At 66.3% G+C, this 22,637-nt stretch carries 20 protein-coding genes; 12 read left to right on the forward strand and 8 right to left on the reverse strand.

Annotated features, from left to right (window positions below; translation table 11 throughout):
• Positions 1–77: 77 nt before the first annotated feature.
• A complete protein-coding gene (locus AKL02_RS00900) occupies positions 78–611 on the reverse strand; it encodes an acyl-CoA thioesterase (RefSeq protein ID WP_083076352.1) in 534 nt (177 codons plus the stop codon).
• A 127-nt stretch (positions 612–738) separates the two neighbouring features.
• Here AKL02_RS00900 and AKL02_RS21030 point away from each other — a divergent pair, with 127 nt between their 5' ends.
• Positions 739–1,038, forward strand: coding sequence for a YggT family protein (locus tag AKL02_RS21030; protein ID WP_075775346.1), 300 nt, complete (start codon positions 739–741; stop codon positions 1,036–1,038).
• A complete protein-coding gene (gene recQ, locus AKL02_RS00905) occupies positions 1,038–3,101 on the forward strand; it encodes a DNA helicase RecQ (RefSeq protein ID WP_083076348.1) in 2,064 nt (687 codons plus the stop codon). Before AKL02_RS21030 ends, recQ begins: the two co-directional genes overlap by 1 nt.
• Here the strand turns inward: recQ and AKL02_RS00910 are convergent.
• Together AKL02_RS00910 and AKL02_RS00915 are read right to left on the reverse strand one after the other, a co-directional pair.
• Complete coding sequence (locus tag AKL02_RS00910) at positions 3,098–5,311, reverse strand: response regulator (protein ID WP_083076344.1); 2,214 nt, start codon at positions 5,309–5,311, stop codon at positions 3,098–3,100. The genes recQ and AKL02_RS00910 overlap by 4 nt on opposite strands.
• 143 nt (positions 5,312–5,454) lie before the next feature.
• On the reverse strand, positions 5,455–6,630 hold the full coding sequence (locus AKL02_RS00915; protein WP_078570753.1) for an acetyl-CoA C-acyltransferase family protein: 1,176 nt from the start codon (positions 6,628–6,630) through the stop codon (positions 5,455–5,457).
• A gap of 163 nt (positions 6,631–6,793) precedes the next feature.
• Between AKL02_RS00915 and AKL02_RS00920 the strand changes: the two genes are divergently transcribed.
• Positions 6,794–7,666 (forward strand): MBL fold metallo-hydrolase, encoded by an 873-nt coding sequence (locus AKL02_RS00920; protein WP_083076341.1) that lies wholly within the window; start codon positions 6,794–6,796, stop codon positions 7,664–7,666.
• A gap of 3 nt (positions 7,667–7,669) precedes the next feature.
• On the opposite strand, the gene AKL02_RS00925 is transcribed toward AKL02_RS00920, so the two are convergent.
• The 3 genes from AKL02_RS00925 to AKL02_RS00935 all read right to left on the reverse strand — a co-directional run bounded on the left by AKL02_RS00925 (position 7,670) and on the right by AKL02_RS00935 (position 11,283).
• Positions 7,670–8,404: a metallophosphoesterase family protein gene (locus tag AKL02_RS00925; protein WP_083076337.1), complete on the reverse strand. Its 735-nt coding sequence runs from the start codon at positions 8,402–8,404 to the stop codon at positions 7,670–7,672.
• A gap of 68 nt (positions 8,405–8,472) precedes the next feature.
• Entirely contained in the window at positions 8,473–10,068 is a 1,596-nt protein-coding gene (gene serA, locus AKL02_RS00930; protein WP_083076333.1) for a phosphoglycerate dehydrogenase, read from the reverse strand.
• A gap of 69 nt (positions 10,069–10,137) precedes the next feature.
• The gene (locus AKL02_RS00935) at positions 10,138–11,283 is read right to left on the reverse strand and encodes a phosphoserine transaminase (protein WP_083076330.1); all 1,146 of its coding nucleotides are present in this window, start codon (positions 11,281–11,283) and stop codon (positions 10,138–10,140) included.
• Positions 11,284–11,442: 159 nt separating this feature from the next.
• Between AKL02_RS00935 and serB the strand changes: the two genes are divergently transcribed.
• A complete protein-coding gene (serB, locus tag AKL02_RS00940; RefSeq protein ID WP_078522307.1) occupies positions 11,443–12,315 on the forward strand; it encodes a phosphoserine phosphatase SerB in 873 nt (290 codons plus the stop codon).
• On the opposite strand, the gene nagA is transcribed toward serB, so the two are convergent.
• Positions 12,291–13,433, reverse strand: coding sequence for an N-acetylglucosamine-6-phosphate deacetylase (gene nagA, locus AKL02_RS00945; protein ID WP_083076327.1), 1,143 nt, complete (start codon positions 13,431–13,433; stop codon positions 12,291–12,293). The genes serB and nagA overlap by 25 nt on opposite strands.
• A complete protein-coding gene (locus AKL02_RS00950; protein WP_083076324.1) occupies positions 13,421–14,242 on the reverse strand; it encodes a glucosamine kinase nucleotide-binding domain-containing protein in 822 nt (273 codons plus the stop codon). Before AKL02_RS00950 ends, nagA begins: the two co-directional genes overlap by 13 nt.
• 134 nt (positions 14,243–14,376) lie before the next feature.
• Here AKL02_RS00950 and AKL02_RS00955 point away from each other — a divergent pair, with 134 nt between their 5' ends.
• From AKL02_RS00955 to AKL02_RS00990, 8 genes are all read left to right on the forward strand, one after another.
• Complete coding sequence (locus AKL02_RS00955) at positions 14,377–16,506, forward strand: dihydrolipoyl dehydrogenase family protein (RefSeq protein WP_083076320.1); 2,130 nt, start codon at positions 14,377–14,379, stop codon at positions 16,504–16,506.
• Positions 16,503–17,108 carry a CDP-alcohol phosphatidyltransferase family protein gene (locus AKL02_RS00960; protein ID WP_083076317.1) on the forward strand — a complete coding sequence of 202 codons (606 nt, stop codon included), beginning with the start codon at positions 16,503–16,505 and terminating at the stop codon, positions 17,106–17,108. The genes AKL02_RS00955 and AKL02_RS00960 overlap by 4 nt, the downstream gene beginning before the upstream one ends.
• An 11-nt stretch (positions 17,109–17,119) precedes the next feature.
• Complete coding sequence (locus AKL02_RS00965) at positions 17,120–18,319, forward strand: ABC transporter substrate-binding protein (RefSeq protein WP_083076314.1); 1,200 nt, start codon at positions 17,120–17,122, stop codon at positions 18,317–18,319.
• A gap of 7 nt (positions 18,320–18,326) precedes the next feature.
• A complete protein-coding gene (locus AKL02_RS00970) occupies positions 18,327–19,982 on the forward strand; it encodes an ABC transporter permease (RefSeq protein ID WP_083076311.1) in 1,656 nt (551 codons plus the stop codon).
• Positions 19,979–20,614, forward strand: a complete 636-nt coding sequence (locus AKL02_RS00975; protein WP_083076307.1) for an ABC transporter ATP-binding protein — start codon at positions 19,979–19,981, stop codon at positions 20,612–20,614. The genes AKL02_RS00970 and AKL02_RS00975 overlap by 4 nt, the downstream gene beginning before the upstream one ends.
• 136 nt (positions 20,615–20,750) lie before the next feature.
• A complete protein-coding gene (locus AKL02_RS00980) occupies positions 20,751–21,347 on the forward strand; it encodes a hypothetical protein (RefSeq protein ID WP_078602276.1) in 597 nt (198 codons plus the stop codon).
• Positions 21,348–21,499: 152 nt separating this feature from the next.
• On the forward strand, positions 21,500–22,273 hold the full coding sequence (locus AKL02_RS00985; protein ID WP_078602502.1) for a DUF6478 family protein: 774 nt from the start codon (positions 21,500–21,502) through the stop codon (positions 22,271–22,273).
• A gap of 11 nt (positions 22,274–22,284) precedes the next feature.
• Positions 22,285–22,635 carry a hypothetical protein gene (locus tag AKL02_RS00990; RefSeq protein WP_078602275.1) on the forward strand — a complete coding sequence of 117 codons (351 nt, stop codon included), beginning with the start codon at positions 22,285–22,287 and terminating at the stop codon, positions 22,633–22,635.
• Positions 22,636–22,637 lie beyond the last annotated feature (2 nt).

A 22,637-nucleotide genomic window follows, 5' to 3' on the forward strand; every position in this document is an offset into this window, starting at 1 on the left:
ATTGCGGCGATCAAGCCCGAAAAGGGACGATCTGGCAAGGGTTTCGACGGGTTAGGCAGGCCGCGCTGGCGGCAGTGTTACATCTGCGGCGGCCAGGGGCGCATGTGGTCGGCCTCGGCCCATGCGGTCACGAATTCGGGAAGCGGCGGCGAGGTCGCATCCTGCCCCATCTCGGCCAGAACCTGCGCGGGCGGGATCATGCCCTTTTTCGAGGTAACCGCCCCGCGGATCAGCACATGCGAGGTGCACTCGCCGTCCTTCGTGAACATCGCATGTTCGAGCCAGATCCAGCGATCGTCCCAGCCGAGGCAACGCGAGCGTATCTCGAATTTCTGGAAGGCCTGCACCCGGCGGCGGTAGCGCGTGGTGTTCCCGGCGACCACGATGCCCCATTTGTTGCGCTTGAGCGCACCCCAGAGCCCGGTGCGGATCGCGAGCGGAATCCGCCCCAGATCAAAGAGGGTCAGCGTGCGCCCGTTGTTGAGCTCCATCCACAGGTCAATGTCCCACGGCCAGCAGATATGCTGGCTGACATGGGTGCCCGTGATCGGCAACGCCGGGGCGTTGCGGAACTTCACGATCTCTTTGGCCATGCGGATAACGGGATACATGCGCCCAGAGGTGCTGCGCCGCAGCGGGGCGGTCAAGAGAGACGTTACGGAAAATGCGCGCCAGCCTGCGGTTGCAATGGGGCTGCGCCTCGCTTACCTGTCTTTGCGATCCAAAGCGGAGGTTTCGATGGTCACGCTCTTTCAGGCCCTGGTGCTGATCCTGAACGTCATCTGGTTCGTCATGATCGCCCATATCATCATGAGCTGGCTGATCAATTTTCAGGTGCTGAACCTGCGCCAACCCTTGGTGGCGCAAATCTGGTTCGGCCTGAACAACCTGCTGGAGCCGATCTACGGGCGCATCCGGCGCTTCCTGCCCGACACGGGCGGGCTCGATCTGGCGCCGCTGGTGGCCTTCATCATCCTGATCATCATCCGTCAGGCGCTGTTCAACAACGCGGCCTTCTTCTACGGCAACAGCTTCTGATGCCAGCGGCTGCGGCAGCCGAGGCACCCGCAGAGCTACTGGCGCGGGTCTGGGGGTTCGACGCCTTCCGGCCCGGTCAGGAAGAGATCGTGCGCGCGGTGATCGACGGCCGGAACGTGCTGGCGATCATGCCGACAGGTGGCGGGAAATCCCTGTGTTATCAATTGCCTGCACTGGCGCGCGAGGGCGTGACGGTGGTGATCTCGCCGCTGATCGCGCTGATGCGCGATCAGGTGCGCGCGCTGAAACAGGCCGGCGTCGAGGCGGGCGCGCTGACCTCGGGCAATACCGAAGAAGAGACCGAAGAGGTCTTCACCGCGATCGACGAGGGGCGGCTGAAGCTTCTCTACATGGCGCCGGAGCGTCTGGCCTCGGGCGGGGCTCAGCATCTGCTGAAGCGCGCGGGCGTCAGCCTGATCGCGGTGGACGAGGCGCATTGCGTCAGCCAATGGGGGCATGATTTCCGCCCCGACTACCTGCGCATCGGCGAGTTGCGCCGCAGCCTCGGCGTCCCGCTCGCGGCCTTCACCGCGACCGCCGACGAAGAAACCCGCACCGAGATCGTCACACGCTTGTTCGACGGGCAGCCCCCCGAGAGCTTCCTGCGTGGCTTCGACCGGCCGAATATTCACCTCGCCTTTTCCCCGAAAGATCAACCGCGCCAACAGATTTTGCGTTTCGCCTCGGCGCGCAAAGGGCAATCCGGCATCGTCTATTGCGGCACGCGGGCGAAGACCGAGAGTTTGGCCAAGGCGCTGAGTGAGGCCGGGCATCTGGCCTGTCACTATCACGGCGGGATGGAGGCCGATGACCGCCGCGCCGTCGAGACCCGCTTTCAGCAGGAAGACGGGCTGATCGTGGTCGCGACGGTGGCCTTCGGGATGGGCGTCGACAAGCCCGATATCCGCTGGGTCGCCCATGCCGATCTGCCCAAGAGCATCGAGGCTTACTATCAGGAGATCGGTCGCGCGGGCCGGGATGGCGCTGCCGCCGAGACGCTAACGCTTTACGGGCCCGACGACATCAAGCTGCGGCGGTCCCAGATCGACGAGGGGCTCGCCCCGCCCGAGCGCAAGGAGGCCGATCACGGACGTCTGAACGCGCTGCTGGGTCTGGCCGAGGCGACTGAATGCCGCCGGGTGAAGCTGCTGCGCTATTTCGGCGAAGAGGCCGCGCCCTGCGGGCATTGCGATCTGTGCGACACGCCGCCCGAGGTCTTCGACGGGACAGAGGCCGTGCGTAAGGCGCTGTCCGCCGCGCTGCGCTCGGAAGAACGCTTCGGCGCGGGGCATCTGATCGAGATCCTACTGGGCTCGCAGACCGACAAGATCAAGCAATGGGGCCATGACAAGCTGCCGACCTACGGGGTCGGGCGCGATCTGAGCCGTCCGCAATGGCAGGCGGTGTTCCGGCAGATGATGGGGCATGACCTGATCCGCCCCGACGCGGCGCGGCACGGCGCGCTGGTGATGACCCAGACCGCCCATCCGATCCTGCGCGGCGAGCAGTCGATCACCCTGCGCCGCGATCTGGTGGCGAAGGCGAAGACCAAGCATGTCGTGCGGACGCTGGTGAGCGACGACGACGCGCCGCTGCTGTCGGCGCTGAAGGCGAAGCGACGCGCGCTGGCCGAGGCGCAGGGCGTGCCCGCCTATGTCGTCTTCACCGACCGCACCCTGATCGAGATGGCCGAGAAACGCCCCGGAACGCTCGACGAGATGGCGGGGATCAGCGGTGTCGGTGCCAAGAAGCTGGAAAGCTATGGCACCGAGTTTCTGGAGGTGATCGCGGGCGCGGTGGAAGAGATGCACCCGCTGCGCCGCAAGCTGGCAGGCTCGACCGAGGGGGAGATTTACGATCGTCTGGCCGACGCGCAGCGGGGTTTGGAACGCGGCGCGGATGGTTATGATCGCCCGCTCTCCTGCTCGGCCTCGACGATCCGCAAGATCGCTGAGACGAAGCCGCGCTCGCGCGATGACCTCGCCCGGATTTCGAACCTGCCCGAGGCGAAGCTCGACCGCTTTGCCGAGGCGTTCCTCGCGGTGCTGGCCGACTACCGCTAAGCGGGCTGGTCGATCGCGGGTGGGCGCGCCTCTGCGGGGCAGTCCGACAGGATGCGTTCGGTAATCTCACGCTTTTTCAGGGGCTTGGTCAGGTAGTGGTCGATCCCGGCGGCGAGGATGCCTTCGCTATCGCCCTCCATCGCGTGGGCGGTAAGCGCGCAGATCGGCACATGTGCGGAGCCTTCCGCGGCCCGGATTTTGCGCGCCGCCTCGCGCCCGTCCATGCCGGGCATCGAGATATCCATGAAGATCAGATCGGGCTGGAAGCTGCGCCACAGCGCGACCGCCTCGTGTCCGTTATTGGCGAAGCGCAGATCGATATCGAGATCCTTCACCATCTTGGAAAAGACCAGCTGATTGGTGCGGTTATCCTCGGCGGCGAGGACGCGCATCGCGCGCCGCTCGGTCAGGTCTGGCGGCGGGCCGGGGGGCGGTGGATCAGGCGTGGCATCGGCGGCCCGCGACAGGTCCTGCAATGCGCGGAACAGCTCCGAGCGCAGCACCGGTTTTTGCAGGCAGCCGGTGATACCCTCGGCCATCGCGGCCTTCGCAGCCTCCGGGTCGGAACTGAGCAGCAGGATCGGCACGTCACCGCCATCCGCCCGAAGCCTCTGCGCGAGCGCCACCCCGTCGAGGGCGGGCATTTGGTGATCGGTCAGGATCACGTCGAAGGCGCTGCCATCCTCGATCACCTGCAACGCCTCCTCGCCCGAGCGGCAAAGCGTGACCTCCAGCCCGTAGGTCTGCAACTGCCGTTCCAGAATGACGCGATTGACCAGAAGATCGTCGACGACCAGCGCCGCGCGCAGCGTGATCGGCGGGGAGGGGGCGTCGATCGGCTCGACCGGTTCGGCGCGGGGCAGTACGATCTTCAGGCCGAAACACGAGCCTTCGCCAAGCGCGCTGTCCACCCAGACCTCGCCGCCCATCAGCTCCACCAGTTGGCGGGTGATCGCGAGGCCGAGGCCGGTGCCTTCGAATTTGCGATTGGTCTCGGCGTCGACCTGATTGAACTCGCCGAAGACGTGATCGAGCAGCTCGGGCGCGATGCCGATGCCGGTGTCTTCGACGGTGATATGCAGCTCGTAGTGACCGGGCTCGCGTTCGACCCCCACGACGCGGGCGAGGACGTGGCCAGCATCGGTGAATTTCACCGCATTGCCCAGAAGGTTGGTCAGGATCTGCCGCATTCGCCCCGGATCGGCTTCGAAGCGCGTGGGCAGGAACAGGTCGTAATCCACCAGCAGCTTCACCTCGCGATCCTTGGCGGAGGGCTGCAGCAGCACCATGACCTCGTGCAGGCAGCGTTCGAGATCGAAGGGTTCGGGGTAAAGCCGCATCCGCTCCGCCTCGATCTTCGAGTAATCCAGCACGTCGTTGATGATGGTCAGAAGCGCCTCGCCCGACGACCGGATGGTCTCGGCGAACAGGCGCTGTTCCTCGGTCAGATCGGTCTCGGCCAGCAGGTCTGCCATGCCCACGACGCCGTTCATCGGGGTGCGGATCTCGTGGCTCATATTGGCGAGGAAGGCGGATTTCGCGCGGTTCGCCGCCTCCGCCCGGTCGCGGGCCTCGCGCAGTTCGACCTCGCGCGCGACGGCGCCGGTAATGTCCTGCGCGAAGGTGACGAGATCGCCCTGCGCGCCCCATGTGTCGTTGAGCCGGAACCAGCGGCCATCCTGCGTGCGCAGCTCCATCGGGGGGATCTCGGTGCGGCGGATGCGTTCGCACATCTCGAAATGCCAATCGAGCGGGTCGCGTCCCTGCAGGTCGAAGAAGCCGCTCTCTGCCGCGATGCGCGTCACCTCGTCATAGGAAACGCCGGGGCCGATCGCGATTTCTCCTTCGAAAAAGGCCAGAAACAGTTCGTTGGCGGCGACGAGGCGCAGGTCGCTGTCGAAGACCGCGAAGCCGTCCGAGATCGAATTGACCGCATGCCAGAGCCGCGCCTGCGCGATCTGGGCGAGTGAATTGGCCCGTTCGAGATCGTCGCGCACGCGACTGTTTTCGCCCAGCAGGGTTTCACGTTCGCTGAGCGCCCGGGCGAGGCCCTCGCGCTGCTCCACCACCTGATCGGAGAGCATGCGCGCGTGCTGGGCCAGCTTCTGGTTGGCGGCGAACAGCTCCTGGCGCTTCTGCTCCAACAGCTTTTCCGCCGCGAGCCGTCCGCGGCGTTCCTGTGCCAGTTTCTCTGCGATCGCCTTGTGCATGGACGCGGCAAAGCCCCCCGTATGGTCCGGGAGGCAGAGTTGCAGTGCTACGTGAAAGGCGGGTTAACCGCGATGAGGGGCGGGCGGGAAAATCCTTAAATTGCTATGGATTGCCCGCCCGCTTGACCCTCAAAGATCGGGTCTCAGAGACGCTCGATCGAGAGCGCGATGCCTTGGCCGCCACCGATGCACATGGTGACGAGGCCGTGCTTGCCGCCGGTGCGCTCCAGCGCGTGCAGTGCCTTCACGATCAGGATCGCGCCGGTGGCGCCGACCGGATGGCCAAGCGCGATCGCGCCGCCATCGGGGTTCACCTTCGACGCATCCAGACCCAGCTCGCGCGAAACGGCCAGCGCCTGCGAGGCGAAGGCTTCGTTGCTCTCGATCCAGTCGAAATCGGAGGCCTGCATGCCGGTCTTTTCCAGCAGCGCGCGCACGGCGGGGATCGGCCCGAGGCCCATCACCTCGGGGCGCACGCCCGCGATGGCGTAGCCGGTGATCTTGGCGCGCGGGGTCAGGCCCGCCTCTTTCGCGGCCTCTTCGCGGGCCAGAACCAGCGCTGCAGCACCATCATTGATGCCCGAGGCGTTGCCCGCCGTGACCGAGCCGTCCTTCTGGAAGACCGGCTTGAGCGAGCCGAGCTTCTCGAGGCTCGTCTGTTTCGGATGCTCGTCGGTGTCGAAGACGGTCGTGCCCTTGCGCGTGGTGATCTCGACGGGGGCGATCTCTTCCTTGAAGTGACCCTCAGAGATCGCTTTCGCCGCGCGCTCCTGGCTTTCCATCGCGAAGGCGTCCTGCTCTTCGCGCGAAATCGAACACTCGGCGGCGACGTTCTCGGCGGTCACGCCCATATGGCCGGTGCCGAAGGGGCACGACAGCGCGCCGGTCATCATGTCGAGCATCTTCGCGTCGCCCATCTTCTGACCGAAGCGGGCGGCGGGCAGGATATAGGGCGATTTGCTCATCACCTCGGCGCCGCCGGCCAGCGCGAAATCTGCGTCACCCATCATCAGCATCTGCGCCGCCGAGACGACCGCCTGAACGCCGGAGCCGCAAAGGCGGTTCACGTTCATCGCGGGCGTGCCGACCGGGACGCCTGCATTCACCGCCGCCACGCGGCTGAGATACATGTCGCGCGGTTCGGTGTTGATGATATGGCCGAAGACCACCTGACCGATCTTGTCCGCCGACACGCCCGCCCGCGAGATCGCCTCTTTCGAGACATGGGTGGCGAGGTCGATCGGCGCAAAGCCGGACAGCGTGCCGCCGAACGTGCCGATAGGCGTGCGGGTGCCGGAGAGAATGACGATACCGGTCATGGGTAGCCTCCAATGTTTGGGTCGGCGAGAGGGTAGCGAATGGGCTGAACCCGCGCCAGCAGGGCCACGCGGTTATGACGAGACGTCATTTGGCCGGGCGGTGGGTTGAAACTCTCGGCCAAGGGGACACATTCTAGAAAACGAATATGACTAGGAGGCCGACATGACTGCCAACCCGATCGTCAAAGGGTTCTGGGATAAACCCACCGGAAGCTGGCAATACGTCTTTCACGACTCCGATACGATGAAGGGGGCCGTGGTCGATCCGGTCTGGGATTACGACCATCAGGCCGCTGCCACGACGCTGGGCAACGCCGAGAAGATCCTAGATTACGTGAAGGCCGAGGGGATCGACGTGGAGTGGGTGCTCGATACGCATCCCCATGCCGACCACTTTTCTTCCGCCGTCTGGCTGGCCGAGAAACTGGGCGCCAAGCGCGGCATCGGCGAGCGCGTGCGCAAGGTGCAAAGCCTCTGGGCCGAGATCTACAACACGCCCGAGCTGCCGCAGGACGGGCGGCAATGGGATCACCTGTTCGCCGAGGGCGAGACGTTCAGGATCGGCAATCTCGATGTGACGGTGATGCTCTCGACCGGGCATACGCTGGCTTCGATCACCTATGTCGTGGGCGATGCGGCCTTCGTGCATGATACGCTGATGCAGCCTGAAAGCGGTACGAGCCGGGCGGATTTCCCGGGCGGCTCCGCGGCCGAGCTGTGGGATTCGATCCGGGCGATCCTCGATCTGCCCGCCGAGACGCGGCTGTTCATCGGGCACGACTATCCCGGCGAAGGCAAGGAGCCGCAGACCGGCGCGACCGTCGCCGATCACCGCAAGCACAACAAGCACGTCAAGGACGGCATCACCCGTGAGGAGTACATCAAGACGCGTGAAGCGCGTGATGCGACCCTGCCGCTGCCGAAGCTGATGCTGGCCGCGTTGCAGGTGAATATCCGTGGCGGGCGCAAGCCCGAGGCCGAGGGGGACGGGCGGTCCTACCTGAAGATCCCGCTCGACTATTTCGAGCCGCGTTGATGCTCAGCCGCGTGGCAGTTCGGCCCGGCCCTCGGGCGTCAGAAGCCACGCGTCGCGGCCTTCGATGACTGCGGTCGAGAGCGGGTGGCCATAGCCCGCACCGGAATCGAGATTGAGGCGGTTACCGTAATGGGTGGCCGCCTTGATGTTTGTATGGCCGTGCACGATCAGCGCCCCGTGGTCGCGGCTGTCGGTCAGGAAGGGTTTGCGGATCCACAGCAGGTCATCCTCCACCTGATCCTCCATCGCCACGCCGGGGCGGATGCCCGCATGAACGAAGATCGCCTCGCCGCGGGGGAAATAGGCGGGCTGTCCCGCGAGCCAGTCGCGATGGGCCTGCGGGATCGCGGATAGTTCCTTTGCGACCTCGTCGAGCGGGCGGGTGAACGCGTCGGAGATGCCGTAGCTTTCCAGCGTTGCCTCGCCGCCGACGCGGGGATTGAGATAGGAGACCTCCGCGCTCAGGATCGGATCTTCGGTATAGGGATCGTCGAGGAAGCCGAGGAACATCCTGTCGTGATTGCCGCGCAGCACGATCCAGTTCTCGCCGCGCTGCTGACCTTTCATCAGGTAGTCGATCACACCGGCAGAGTCCGGCCCGCGATCCACCAGATCGCCGACATGCACGATCGGGGCCTCGGTCTCGCCGCATGCCGCGCGATCCGCTTCGATCAGCTCATGCGCGCGCTTGAGCTTGTCGAGATGTCCGTGAATGTCGCCGATCGCATAGGTGCGCATGCCTGTCCCTTCCAATGAAAAGGCCCCCCGCGCGCGGCGGAGGGCCCGGATTCAACCGTTCAGCTAAGTCAGCCGAGGACGAATTCCAGCGGTTTGACCTGCTTGAAGCCACCCGAGGTTTTCAGCGCGTCGACCACGTCCTGGCCGACGGCCTCGTCGACATAGGCAATCGCGATCGCCTCGCCGCCTTGCTTGGAGCGACCCAGGGTGAAGTTCGCGAGGTTCACGCCCTTCTCGCCGAGGATCGTGCCGAGTTTACCGATGATGCCGGGCACGTCGTCATTGGTGGTGTAGAGCATGTGCTCGCCCACTTCGGCGTCGATGTTGATGCCCTTGATCTGGATGAAGCGCGGCTTGCCATCCGAGAACACGGTGCCCGCGATCGAGCGTTCCTTGCTCTCCGAGACGACGGTGACCTTGATGTAGCCTTCGAAGATACCGGTCTGGTCCTGCGAGGTGGTCGAGATCTGGATGCCGCGCTCTTTCGCGATGACCGGGGCGGAGACCATGTTCACGTCCGGCTGGCTGGCTTTCAGGATGCCCGAAACCACGGCGGCGTCGAGCGCCTTGAGGTTCATCTCGGACGCCACACCGTCGAAGGTGATGTTGATCGCCTTGATCGCATCTTCGGTCATCTGGCCGATGAAGCCGCCGAGGTGCTGCGCGAGACGGACCCACGGGCCCATGACTTTCGCCTCTTCGGCGGTCATCGAGGGCATGTTGAGCGCGTTTTCGACCGCCCCGTCCAGCAGGTAGTTCGACATCTGCTCTGCGACTTGCAGGGCGACGTTTTCCTGCGCTTCGGTGGTCGAGGCGCCGAGGTGGGGCGTGCAGACCACGTTCGGCAGGCCGAACAGGACGTTATCGGTCGCCGGTTCCTCGGCGAACACGTCGAAGGCCGCGCCCGCGACATGGCCCGACTTGATGAGATCGGCCAGCGCCTGCTCGTCGACCAGACCGCCACGCGCACAGTTGATGATGCGCACACCGGGCTTGGTTTTCTGCAGGTTCTCCTTCGAGAGGATGTTGCGGGTCGAATCCGTCAGCGGCACGTGCAGCGTGATGAAATCGGCGCGACGCAGCAGTTCGTCCAGCTCGACCTTCTCGACGCCCATGTTGGCCGCCTTCTCTTCGCTCAGGAAGGGATCATAGGCCACGACCTTCATCTTCAGGCCGCGCGCACGGTCGCAGACGATGCCACCGATATTGCCCGCACCGATCACGCCGAGGGTCTTGGCGGTCAGCTCGACCCCCATGAATTTCGACTTCTCCCATTTGCCGGCCTGCGTCGAGGCATCGGCTTCGGGGATCTGGCGCGCAACGGCGAACATCATCGCGATGGCGTGCTCGGCGGTGGTGATCATGTTGCCGAAGGGCGTGTTCATCACGATCACGCCTTTCTTGCTCGAGGCTTCCTTGTCGACATTGTCGGTGCCGATACCGGCGCGGCCGACGACTTTCAGGTTGGTTGCGCTTTCGAGCAGTTTCGCCGTGACCTTGGTGGCCGAGCGGATGGCGAGACCGTCATACTTGCCGATCACCTCGGCGAGCTTTTCCTTGTCCTTGCCGAGCGAGGGTTCGAAATCGACCTCGATGCCACGGTCGCGGAAGATCTGGACGGCGGTTTCCGAGAGCTTGTCGGAGACGAGAACCTTGGGGGCCATGTCTGGGCTCCTTGAATTTTCAGAATATCGGGAAAGGACGGGCCCGGAGGCCCGCCAATCTGTCACGGATCACGCTTGCGCGGCGATCTCGGTCTCGAAGGCGTATTCGACCCAAGGCATCAGCGCCTCGACATCCGCCGTCTCGACGGTCGAGCCGCACCAGATGCGCAGACCGGCCGGGGCGTCGCGATAGGCGCCGAGATCGAGGCCCACGCCTTCATTCTCGAGCCGCTTGGCGACGGCTTTGGCGAAGGCTGCGCCATCCTTGATGCGATCGTCGGTGAACTTCACGCAGACGGAGGTGGTCGACGCGGTCGCCGGATCATTGGCGAGGTTCGCGATCCACGGCTTCGCGGCGCAGAAGTCCCACACGACTTTCGCGTTGGCATCGGCGCGGTCGATCAGGCCCTTCAGCCCGCCCACCGATTTCGCCCAATTCAGCGACACGAGGTAATCTTCGACGCAGAGCATCGAGGGGGTGTTGATCGTCTCACCCTTGAAGATGCCCTCATTCAGCTTGCCGCCCTTGGTCATGCGGAAGATCTTCGGCAGCGGCCAGGCGGGGGAGTAGTTCTCCAGCCGCTCGACAGCGCGGGGGCTCAGGATCAGCACGCCGTGACCGCCTTCGCCGCCCAGCACTTTCTGCCAGGAGAAGGTGGTGACATCGAGCTTGTCCCACGGCAGGTCCATCGCGAAAGCGGCCGAGGTGGCGTCGCAGATGGTCAGGCCTTCACGGTCCGCCGGGATCGCATCGCCATTGGGGACGCGCACGCCCGAGGTGGTGCCGTTCCACGTGAAAACCACGTCGGTGTTGAAGTCGATGGTGGAGAAATCGACGATATCGCCATAGTCGGCGGTCTTCGTCTCGGCCTCGATCTTGAGCTGCTTGACCACGTCGGTCACCCAGCCTGCACCGAAGCTTTCCCAAGCGACCATCGTCGCCTTGCGCTCGCCCAACAGCGACCACATCGCCATTTCGACGGCGCCGGTGTCGGAGGCGGGCACGATGCCGATGCGGTAATCGGCGGGCACGCCCAGAATTTCGCGGGTGGTGTCGATCGCCTCTTTCAGCTTCGCCTTGCCGATAGCGGCACGGTGCGAACGGCCCAGGGGCGCGTCATTGAGCATGTCGAGGGAGAAACCGGGGATCTTCGTGCAGGGGCCCGAAGAAAAACGCGGGTTTGCCGGCCGCGTAGCCGGAGCTTGAATAGCCATTGCTGGTATCCTTCCAGATATATGCCCTTCGTTGGGGAAGGGTGTCCCGCCGCCGCAGATACGCTCGCGCCCGCTCTGGCGCAAGGAGAATTTTTGGTCTAATGCGCCGCATCAGGTCACGGATACGACATTTGAACCGACATTCCCCAAGGAGCGCGCATGTTTACCGCCACGCTGATCGCTGACCCGAAAGAGGCCAATCTGGATCAAGGCACGCTGGATGCGCTTTGCGGTGCATGGGGCGGCGGCGCGGCGCGTTGGCTCAATCCGAATGTCGCGGCCGAGTTCATGGTGGACCGTGTGCCGTCGAATCGTTGGGAGGCCTGGGAGGGCCTGCAGGGGCTGGGCGTCGATCTGGTCGTGCAGCCCACCGAGGGGCGGCGCAAGCAGATGCTGCTGGCCGATATGGACTCGACGATGATCCAGCAGGAATGCATCGACGAGCTGGCCGATGTCGCGGGCGTGGGCGAGCGGGTGAAAGAGATCACCGCGCGGGCGATGAACGGCGAGCTGGACTTTGAGGGCGCGCTGACCGAGCGGGTGGGCCTGCTGAAAGGTCTGCCCGAGAGCGTGATTTCCGAGGTGATCGAAAAGCGCATCAGCTTCATGCCGGGCGGGCATGATCTGGTGGCGACGATGAAGGCCAACGGCGCCTATTGCGCGCTGGTCTCGGGCGGGTTCACGGCGTTCACCGGCTTTGTGGCGGAGACGCTCGGGTTTGACGAGAACCGCGCGAACCTGCTGCTGGTCGAGGATGGCAAGCTGACGGGCGTGCCGTCGCAGCCGATCCTCGGGCGTGAGGCGAAGGTTCAGGCTTTGCTGGAAATTTCGGAAAAGCTGAAACTGGATCACGCGCAGGTCATGGCCGTGGGCGATGGGGCGAACGATCTGGGGATGCTGAAGCTCGCCGGTGCGGGCGTCGCGCTGCATGCCAAACCCTCGGTCGCCGCGGAATGTGACATCCGGATCAACTTCGGCGATCTGAGCGCGCTGCTCTACATTCAGGGCTACGCGGTGGAGGATTTCGCCTGACCGCCCTGCCAGACCTCGGTCAGGCGCCAGTCGTCATCGAAATGCACCAGGTCCCCGGCGAAGCCCGGCGCGATCCGGCCCACCGGCGCGCCGATTGCCTCGGCCGGGATACGGCTGGCCATCGCGAGCGCCTGTTCCGGTGATACGCCGACCGTCTCGATCATGAAGCGCACCGCCTGCGGCAGCGACAGATCGGCCCCGGCAAGCGTGCCATCCTCCAGCCGCAGCGCCCCGTCGCGCCGCTGGATGCGACGACCGGCGAGATCGAATTCCATCAGATCGGACCCGGCGCAGGCCATCGCGTCGGAGACAAGGAAGACCTCGCCCTGCCGTTTCGCCGCCAGCGCCAGCCGGATCGTCTCGGGATGCACATGGATGCCATCCGCGATCAGCCCCGCGGAGACCGGCTGCGACAGCGCCGCACCGACAAGGCCGGGTTCGCGACTGCCCAGCTGGCTCATCGCGTTGAAGAGATGCGTGACCATCCGCGCGCCCGCCGCGATGGCCTCCTGAGCCTCCGCGAAGCTGCACTCCGAATGGCCGAGGCTGACGACAATCCCGGCCTCGGACAGCCGCGCGATCTGCTCGGGCGTCGCATTGGCAGGCGAGAGCGTCAGGATCAGCGCAGGCAACCCGGTCTTCGCCTCGAGCAGCGTCTCGATGTCCTCTTCGTCCAGCGGGCGGATGCAGCCGGGCGGATGGCATCCCGGGCGCTTGGGGTCGAGATGCGGGCCTTCCAGATGAAGCCCGCCGAAGCCCGGAACGCGCGTCACGGCGGCGATGCCTGCCGCCAGCACCGTCTGAGTCGCGGCGCGGGTATCGGTGATCAGCGTCGGCAGGATCGTGGTCGCGCCGAGAGCGGTATGCGCGGCGCAGATGGTGGAGAGCGTCTCGAGCGTCGCGTGCCCGTCGAGCATCACGCCGCCGCCGCCATTCACCTGCAGATCGACGAGACCGGGCGCGAGCGTGCCGCCCGGAAACTCGACCACCTCGCCCTCGGGCATCTCCGCGATCGGGCAGAGTGCCGAAATTCGACCCTGTTCCAGCACGATCGCATGGTTTTCATGGAAGGCGGTGCCGTCGAAAACGCGCGCGCCCGTCAGGATCAGCTTGTCCAAAACGCATCCTCCATCGCCAATGCCAAGGCGCCGTCCAGCGCATTGCCTTTCGCGGCCCGCTGCGGCCAGTCACCCAGCGCAAGACCCTGCCCAAGCCCGCCGAGCCACGTCACCGGAAGCGGCTCTTCGGGCTGCAAAAGCGCAATCGCCGCGCGGATCTCGGCCTGCGCCGCCTCGCGTACGGCCACGGCGGCGGGGTCGGTCGATTGCAGAATACGCGGCGCAAACCGCGCCCAATCGGCGGGGGTCGCGTCGAGGCTGAAAGCGATCAGCCCGTTTCGCCCATCCATCTCCTCGAGCAACTCGCGCAGGAGCGGCGTCACCGGGCAGAACCCGTCGAGCGCACGTCCGGCCCGCATCCCGAGCGCCCGGCCGATCCACGCGCCCGATCCCTCATCGCCCAGCCGTAAGCCCCAGCCGCCGATCGCGTGCTGCTGACCGTTCAGCTGCCGCGCGAAGAACGAACCCGTGCCGATGGCCGCGACGATCCCGTCCTCGGGCCCCAGCGCACCGCGCACCGAGGTCGTCACGTCCTGCACGACGCGGGCCGGGAAAGGCAACTCGTCCGCCAAGGCCTCTGCGGCCGGCGCATGGTTCGCCCCCGCCAGCCCGAGCACCGCGCGAATCTCGCGCGCGTCGATAGTGCCCATCGCGGTTTCGATGGCGGTGAAGATGTGATGGCGCGCCTCGTCATAGTCCGAGGCGATATTCGCAGGGCCGGATTCGCCACGCCCGATGACGCGGCCAGAACCGTCGGCAAATACCGCCCGGCACCCGCTGCCTCCGCCATCGACTGCAATGAAATGCATCCCCGCCTCCGTTTTGTGCGTAACAGTGCCAAATAGCGGCTCCGAGAGAAAGCGCGTAACGAAATCGGCGCGCGAAACGACTTGGGGAAAGATCGCATCGCCTCTATCACTGGGGCGTGACCCACGGGAGGACCATGCGCAAACCTCTGATATTCCTTGGCCTGATCGCTCTGGCGGTGATCGCGGCCTTTCTGGTGGCCGATCCCGACCCCGAGCGGCTGCGCGCGCTGCGCGACAGCCTCGCCGCGTGGCGCGAGGCGCATCCGCTGGCGCTGCCCATCGGGTTCTTCGTCACTTACGTCGTGGTGACGGCGCTTTCGCTGCCCTTCGCGGTCTGGCTGACACTGCTGGGTGCCGCGCTTCTGGGGTTCTGGCAGGGGTTGGTTCTGATCTCGTTCGCGTCCTCCATCGGGGCGCTGCTGGCCTTTCTGGTCGCGCGCTACCTGATGCGCGACTGGGTGCGCGGGCGGCTTGGCCCGCGGCTCACGAAGATCGAGAAAGGGGCGGCGCGCGACGGCGAGTTCTACCTGTTCTCGCTGCGGCTGATCCCGGTCGTGCCGTTCTTCGTGATCAACCTCGCCTTCGGGCTGACCCGGATGAAAGTATGGAAATTCTATGCCGTCTCGCAGCTCGGAATGCTGCCCGGCACCGCCGTCTATGTCGCGGCGGGCGCGCAACTGGGCGATCTGGACAGCCTGTCGGGGATCGTCTCGCCGGGGCTGCTGGGTGCCTTTGCGGCGCTGGCGGTGTTTCCGTGGGTGGCGCGCGCGGCGCTGCGGGTCTGGGCACGCAAGCGGGCCTATCGCGGCTATGAGCGCCCGGCGAAGTTCGACCGCAACCTGATCGTGATCGGCGCGGGGGCTGCGGGGCTGGTGGCCTCCTATGTCGCGGCGCAGGCGAAGGCGAAAGTGACGCTGGTGCAGGAAGGCCCGATGGGCGGCGATTGCCTGAATTTCGGCTGCGTGCCGTCGAAGGCGCTGATCGCCTCGGCTCGGGCTGCGGGCGTGGCGCGCGGTTCCGAGGCGCTGGGCGTGCGCGCGGATGTCTCGGTCGATTGGCCGGTGGTGACGCAGCGAATCTCCGAGGTGATCGCGCAGATCGAGCCGAATGATTCCGTGGAACGCTATGAAGGTCTCGGCGTCGAGGTGATCGAAGGTCATGCGCGGCTGGAAGACCCGTGGACGGTGCGTGTGGGCGATGAGCGCCTGACCGCGCGCGGGGTGGTGCTTGCCACTGGCGCGGCCCCGGTGATCCCGCCGATCGAGGGGATCGGATCGGTCGAGCCGCTGACCTCGGACACGCTGTGGGAGGCGCTTGCCGCGATGCCCGCACCGCCCGAGAAGATGGTGATCCTCGGCGGTGGCCCGATTGGCTGCGAGATCGCGCAGGCGTTGGCACGCCTTGGAGCGGGCGTCACCGTGGTCGAGGCGGCGGAGCGGCTGTTGATCCGTGAGGATACGGAAGCCTCGGATGCCATCGCGGCAGCCTTGCGCACCGATGGGGTCGACCTGAAGCTCGGCGCGAAGGCGATCCGTTTCGGGCGTGACGAGTCCGGTGAAGAAGGCGGCAAATGGCTGGAACTGGAGGACGGCTCGAAGATCGAATTCGACACGCTTCTGGTCGCGGTCGGGCGCAAGGCGCGGCTCGAAGGCTTCGAGCTGGAGAAACTGGGCATTCCGGCGAACAAGGTGATCGAGACGAACGACTACCTCGAGACGCTGATGCCCAATATCTACGCCGCAGGCGACGCGGCGGGACCGTTGCAGCTGACCAATGCCGCAGGCCATCAGGGCTGGATCGCGGCGGCGAATGCGCTGGCCTCGCCCTTCTGGCGCTTCAAGGCTCATGCCGCGCCGATCCCGCATGCGGTCTTCACCTCGCCCGAACTGGCGCGGGTGGGGATGACAGCTGCGGAAGCTGAGTCCGAGGGCGTGCATCACGAGGTCACGACCTATCCGCTGGGCGATCTCGACCGCGCGCTCGCCGAAGGGGCGGGGCAGGGCTTCGTGCGGATCGTCACCGCGAAAGGCTCCGACAAGATCCTTGGTGCCACGGTCTGCGGGGCACATGCCGCCGAGGTGCTGGCGGAGTTCGCGCTGGCGATGCGGCACGGGCTGGGCTTGGGCAAGATTCTCTCGACGCCGCATATCTATCCGAGCTGGTCCGAGGCCGCGAAAAACGCCGCCGGGCGCTGGCGGCAGGCCCATGTGAACCCGCGCACGCTGCGGATCGCCGAGCGTTTCATGACCTGGAGGCGCGGATGATCGACGCAGCTCTCCTGCCGCTGCAACGCGCGATGATGCAGCCCCCCGCCGAGGCGCTGGCCGCGCGCGGTATCCGCGCCGATCAGGTGACGGTGGCGGGCTTCGCACTGGGTCTTCTGGCGATCCCGGCGCTGGCATTCCATGCCTATTGGCTGGCGCTGGCGCTGATCCTCATCAACCGGATCGCGGACGGACTCGACGGGGCCATCGCGCGGATCAAGGGGCCGACAGATCGCGGGGCTTTCCTCGATATTGCGCTCGATTTCCTGTTCTACGCGCTGATCCCGGTGGGCTTCGCGCTGGCCGATCCTGCGCGCAACGCGCTGGCCGCGACCGTCCTGATCGCGGCCTTCGTCGGCACCGGATCGAGCTTCCTCGCCTTCGCCTCCATCGCCGCCAAGCGCGGGATGAGCACTGAAGCCTATCCGACCAAGGGTATCTATTACCTTGGCGGGCTGACCGAAGGGGCCGAGACGATCCTGTTCTTCTCGGCGATCTGCCTGTTTCCGCAGGCCTTCCCGATCCTCTCGGGCCTCTTCGCTGCCGCTTGTTTCGTGACCACCGTAACCCGCTGGCTGATGGGCTGGCGGGCGTTTTCCTGAACGGAGAGAGTATGAGAAACCTTCTTGCCGCCCCGGTTCTTGCCGCGAGTCTCGCGCTGCCGCTTGCCGCGCCCGCCTTTGCCGATTGGGCGCAAACGGAAGCCGAGGCGAAGGGCCAGACGGTTTATTTCAACGCTTGGGGCGGCGATCCGCGCACCAATGCGTTCATAGATTGGGTGTCCGACCAGATGCAGGAGAAATACGGCGTCACGGTCGAGCAGGTGAAGCTGTCCGACACCGCCGAAGCCGTCTCGCGCGTGCAGGCCGAGAAGGCGGCGGGTAAGAATGACGGCGGCGCGGTTGACCTTATCTGGATCAACGGGCCGAATTTTCTGGCGATGAAAGAGGCGGGCTTGCTGCATGGGCCGTTCGTTTCCGATCTGCCCAATGCGAAATATCTCGACCTGTCCGAAGGCTCGGCGGCGACGACCGATTTCACCGTCCCGACGGAAGGGTACGAGAGCCCGTGGCGGCTCGCGAAATTCGCCTTTGCCTATGATGCGGAGCGGGTGAGCGATCCGCCGAAGGATATGGCAGGGCTTCTGGACTGGGCGAAGGCGCATCCGGGCCGCTTCACCCACCCCAACCCGTCGAATTTCATGGGGGCGAGCTTCCTCAAGCAGGCTTTGGTCGAGCTTGCGCCCGATCCGGCGGCGCTGTCACAGCCGGTGACGGACGAGGCCTATGCCAAGGAAACCGCGCCGCTCTGGGCATGGTATGACGCGCTGCGCCCATTGATGTGGCGCGAGGGTAAATCCTTCCCCGAGAACGAGAGCGTGCAAGCGCAATTACTGGCCGACGGCGAGGTCGATTTCGCAATGTTCTTCGACCCGGCCGCGCCAGCTGCGATGATCGAGCAGGGCGTGCTGCCGCCTTCGGTCCGCGTCTGGGTGCCTGAAGGCGGCACGATCGGGAATATCTCCTACGTCGCGATCCCCTATAACGCGGCGCATCAGGCGGGGGCGGAGCTGGTCGCGAATTTCCTGCTCGACCCGGCCACGCAGGCGCATATGCAGGATATCCGCGTGCTGGGCAGTTTCTCGGTGCTCGATCCGGCAAAGCTGGATGCCGACGCGAAGGCGGCTTTCGCGGACCTGCCCACCGCGCCCGCGCTGCCGACGTTGAACGATCTCGGGCCGACGCTCCCCGAGCCGCATCCGAGCTGGATGACCAAGCTCACCGAGGACTGGGCGCAGCGCTACACGAAGTGAGGTTCCGATGCGGCTCGCCGGGGCGATCCTGACGCTGGTGATCGGCGCGCCGGTGCTGCTCGGCGCGGCGCTGACGCTGGCGACCGGTTTCGGCTGGCAGCCGGGGCTGGGGCGGGTTGATCTGGGCTGGGAGGGCTTCACCGAGGCTCTGGCCGCGCCGGGTATCCTCACCTCGCTGCGGCTGACATTGGTGACCGGCCTAGGGGCGGCGATGCTGTCGCTCGTGGCCTCGATCCCGCTGGCGCGCTGGCTGGTGACGCGGCAATCGGCGTCGCGCTGGCTGACGCCGCTGCTGGCAGTGCCCCATGCGGCGCTGGCGATCGGGCTGGCCTTTCTGATCGCGCCCTCGGGCTGGGCCGCGCGGCTGATCTCGCCCTGGGCGACCGGCTGGGATCTGCCGCCGCAGATCGTGACGCTGGGCGATCCGTGGGGGCTGTCGCTGATCCTCGGGCTGATGCTGAAAGAGGTACCGTTCCTGACGCTGATGACGCTGGTGGCCGCCGCGCAGCGCCCGGTTGCCGAGCAGATGGCGGCGGGGCGCGCGCTTGGCTATGCGCCGGGCCGCGTCTGGGCTCGGATTGTCTGGCCGCAGCTTTACCCGGCGCTGCGCCTGCCGGTGCTGATCGTGCTGGCCTTCTCGCTGTCGGTCGTCGACATGGCGCTGATCCTCGGGCCGTCGAACCCGCCGACGCTGGCGGTGCGCATTCTGCGGCTCTACGGCGCGCCCGATCCCGCGCAGGCGGTGCCCGCCTCGGCGCTGGCGGTGATCTTGCTGGCCGTGATGGGGGCGAGTGCGGCGCTATGGATGGTTGGCGAGCGCGCGGTGGCGCGACTCGGCAAGGCGCTGATCCGGAAGGGGCATCGCGGCGTGTCGCGGCGGAACTGGAGCGGCGCTGGTTTGATCGGCGCGGGCGGCGCCCTCGCGATCGGATCGCTGGGCGCCCTGGTCCTGTGGAGCCTAGCGAGCTTCTGGCGTTTTCCCGATGCGCTGCCCGCCGACCTCACCCTCAAACGCTGGGCCAGCGCCGATTGGGCGGGGCCTGCGCTGACCAGCCTGACCCTTGCGCTTGTCTCGACGGCGCTGGCGCTGATCCTCGCAATGCTCTGGCTGGAAAGCGAGGACCGCTCCGGCAAGCGCCTGCCGCTAGGCGCGCTGATCGTCCTGCCGCTTCTGCTGCCGCAGATCGGGTTTCTGCAGGGGCTGACCACCGGGTTTCTCTGGCTCGGTCTGCCGCCGGGGCCGGTCGCGGTGACATGGGCCGAACTGCTCTTCGTCTTTCCCTATGTAATGATCGCGCTGGCCGGGCCGTGGCGCGCGCTCGACCGGGCGCATCTCGCCAGTGCGGCGAGCCTCGGGGCCGGGCCGACGCGGCGCCTTCTGCGGATCAAGCTGCCGATGCTGCTGGGTCCGATCTGTGCGGCGGCGGCGATCGGGGTCGCGGTGTCGGTCGCGCAATATCTGGCCGTTCTGCTGCCCGGCGCGGGGCGCGTTCAGGCGCTGGCGACTGAAGCCGTGGCGCTGGCCTCGGGGGCGGACCGGCGGCTGGCCGCGATCCTTGCGCTGATGCAGGCGGCGCTGCCATGGGTAGGTTTCGCGCTGGCGCTCGCGGTCCCGGCATGGTGGCACCGCAACCGGCGCGGCTTGCGCGGAGGAGTGGCATGAGCCTGGAACTGATCGATCTGAGCCTGACCGCGTCCGACGCCTCCGCGCCGCTCTTCGCTCCGCTGTCGCTGGTCGTGGCGCCCGGAGAGACCGTCTGCCTGATGGGGCCCTCCGGGATCGGCAAGTCGAGCCTGCTCGCCCATATCGGGGGCCATCTGCCGCGGGGGTTCACGGCTTCGGGGGATGTCCGGCTCGATGGCGAAAGCGTCACGCAGCTCCCCGCTGAGAGGCGCGGCATCGGGATGCTGTTCCAGCAGGCGCAGCTGTTCCCACATCTCTCGGTCGGCGACAATCTGGCCTTCGGTCTGTCGGCGCAGGTGAAGGGCAAGGTCGCCCGGCACGCGGCGGTGGAGGCCGCGCTGGAACAGGCCGGGCTTGCGGGCATGGCGGATCGCGACCCGGCGACGCTATCGGGCGGGCAGCGCACCCGCGCGGCGTTGATGCGCACGCTGCTGGCGCGACCCCGTGCGGTGCTTATCGACGAACCCTTCGCCGCGCTCGATGCGGAGTTGCGGGCCGAGATCCGCAGTTTCACGCTGCAGCATCTTGAGGCTGAGCGTATCCCGTGCCTCATGGTCAGCCACGATCCGGATGACGGCGCGGCCGCGGCGCGCCGGATCGCATTGGGCTGAACCTCGCGCAGCCGCAATGCGGCGAAACCCGGCAGACTTGCGCGATGAGGGCGCTGAGGCTATCTCCAAGCGCATGATTTCTGCTGTCGGACACCGCTCGTCACGTCTTTTGAAACCCCTCGCCTTCGCACTGGGGATGACCGGTTTGCTGGCCGCCTGCCAGCCGACGTCATTCGGCACGGCGCAGGTCGCGAAGGCCCGCACCACGCTGGCCAATGGCGCGTTGACGGTGGCGGCGCCGAAAGGCTGGTGCATCGATCCGAAAAGCCTGCGCAATTCCGGCGCGGGGGGCTTCGCGCTCTTTGGCAATTGCGCGGCGATCTCCGGCAATGCCGAGGATGCCCACGCGCCCGAGCCCGCGCTGCTGAGCGTCACGGTCGGGCCGCCCGCCTTGGAGGATGGCTCCGGCAAGCTGTCGCAGGACCGGCTCAAGAAAATCGGTGATTTCTTCCATTCCGAAATCGGGCGCGCGGCGCTGTCGCGCTCGGGCGAAGCCGCTGACGTCACGATCAAGGGCACCGAAATCTCGAATGGCACCTTGCTGCTGCGGGTCGAGGACCGCTCCGGCACGGGCGGACCGCCGATTGCGAAGACCTATCTGCGGGGCGTCACGGCCCTTGGCGGGCGGATCACGGCGCTGTCGGTGATGCCGCTGAAGGAAGGCGAAATGAGCTATGCCCAGCAGCGGCAATTGCTGGAGACATTCATCGCCGCGATCCGCGCCGCGAATTGACCGCCCAAGCCGACGCATCGTCACCTTCACGGCCGAAACCCCGGAACGCGATGAGTTCGTGCGGAAATTCCCCCTTTCTCGCAACCCGATGATAAGGAATAACTGCTGTGATGCCGCAGATGGCACCGGCAGGCGGGAAAGAAGGGCAGCACATGGCAGGACGGAACGGCGGATCGCTGTTGCAACGGATTGCCGAGCGGCGCAGCTTGCGGCGCTGGCGCGATGCGGCGTCCAAGGTCCCTGCATTGGATCCGGAGGGGCTTCGCGGTCTGCGCGCACGTGCCCGCGCCCTGCGCAACGAAGTCGACACGGTGCTGCGCGCGACCGAACAGCGGCTGACGGCTTTTCCCGGCGATAGCTCTGTGCGCAAACCGTCGGGCAGCGATTGGGCGTGGCGTCCGCCGCTGTGGCGCGTGAAGGCGCATCCGCATGGCATCGCGGGGGCGCAAAGCCGCGACAAGCTTGGCGATGACCTCACCCTGTTCCATGACTGCCCGCGCTCCGAGATCACGCTGCGCCAGATCCGCAATACGAAGGGCGAAACGCTCGCGCCGTTCGGGCTGCGGCTCGATGTGCTGCGGTTCGAAGGGTCGTTCCTGTCGCTGGTGCTCGACCTGCCCGACGCGGCGCTTGGCGGGCTGCAACTCAACCATCTCATCCGGCTGGAGATGCAGCTGGACTGCGAGCGGGAGCTGGAAGTGTTCTGCCGCCTCAACATCAAGCACGGCCCCAATTCGGAGCAGCTGGTGCGCGAACTGCCCCATGGCGACGGCGCGCGCTCTGTCGAATTCGATCTGGCCTATACGCGGATGAACGAGCGGCGGCTGGAAAAGGCGTGGGTCGATCTGATTTTTGAAAACCCACGGATGAACGAGGTGGTGATCCGCGATCTCACCTTCGCGCGCTACCCGCGCGCCGAACTGTGACGGAGGCGAGGATGCTGGACAGCACGCGGATCAAGGCAGGGCGCTGGGAAGCGGTGAGCCATGAGAAAGAGGCGCCCGATCTGGAGGTGCGTCATCAGGGCGAGGTGCTCGAGGGGCTGTCGGTCAGCGGCGCGCCCGGCGACTGGCGCATCGTGCAGCCGATCCCGGCGGAGTTGCTGAGCGAGGGGGTGCTGACCTTCCTCGTCTGCCGTAAGGCGGATGGCGAGGTGATCGACCGCTTCTCGCTGGTCGCAGGCGCGCCGCTGGCGGGCGATCTGCGCGCCGAGATCGACCTGCTGCGCGCCGAGCTGGACATGCTGTCGCGCGCCTTCCGCCAGCATTGCGCCGAGAGCGAAAGCTGAGC

The sequence above is a fragment of the Thioclava electrotropha genome, assembly GCF_002085925.2.
GTDB classification, from domain to species: domain Bacteria; phylum Pseudomonadota; class Alphaproteobacteria; order Rhodobacterales; family Rhodobacteraceae; genus Thioclava; species Thioclava electrotropha.